This is a genomic window from Pseudomonas viridiflava (assembly GCF_900602065.1).
Lineage (GTDB): Bacteria > Pseudomonadota > Gammaproteobacteria > Pseudomonadales > Pseudomonadaceae > Aquipseudomonas.
This window is the reverse complement of the sequence record NZ_UWFN01000207.1, coordinates 1-293: the sequence shown is the minus strand read 5'-3', so window position 1 is coordinate 293 and position 293 is coordinate 1. Positions and strand designations below refer to the sequence as shown.

Annotated in this window: 1 protein-coding gene; it reads right to left on the bottom strand. The window is 56.0% G+C overall.

What is annotated here, in order from left to right:
- A partial coding sequence (gene yidC / locus EE949_RS11960; protein ID WP_122664493.1) for a membrane protein insertase YidC occupies positions 1–293 on the bottom strand: 293 nt, incomplete at both ends.

The following is a 293-nucleotide window of genomic DNA, read 5'->3' as shown; positions in this document are numbered from 1 at the left end:
ACCCAGTACAGCGACAGGAACACCGGCATTTGCACAAGAATCGGCAAGCATCCACCCAGCGGGTTGATCTTCTCTTTCTTGTACAACTCCCTCATTGCCTGGGACATTTTCTGGCGATCATCGCCATGTTGTTCCTTCAGCAAGGCCAGTTTCGGCGCCACGGCGCGCATGCGGGCCATGGATTTGTAGCTGGCTGCGGAGAGCGGGAAGAACAGGCCTTTGATCAGCATGGTCAGAACGATGATCGACCAGCCCCAGTTACCGAGGATCGCGTGGATATGTTGCAGCAGCCA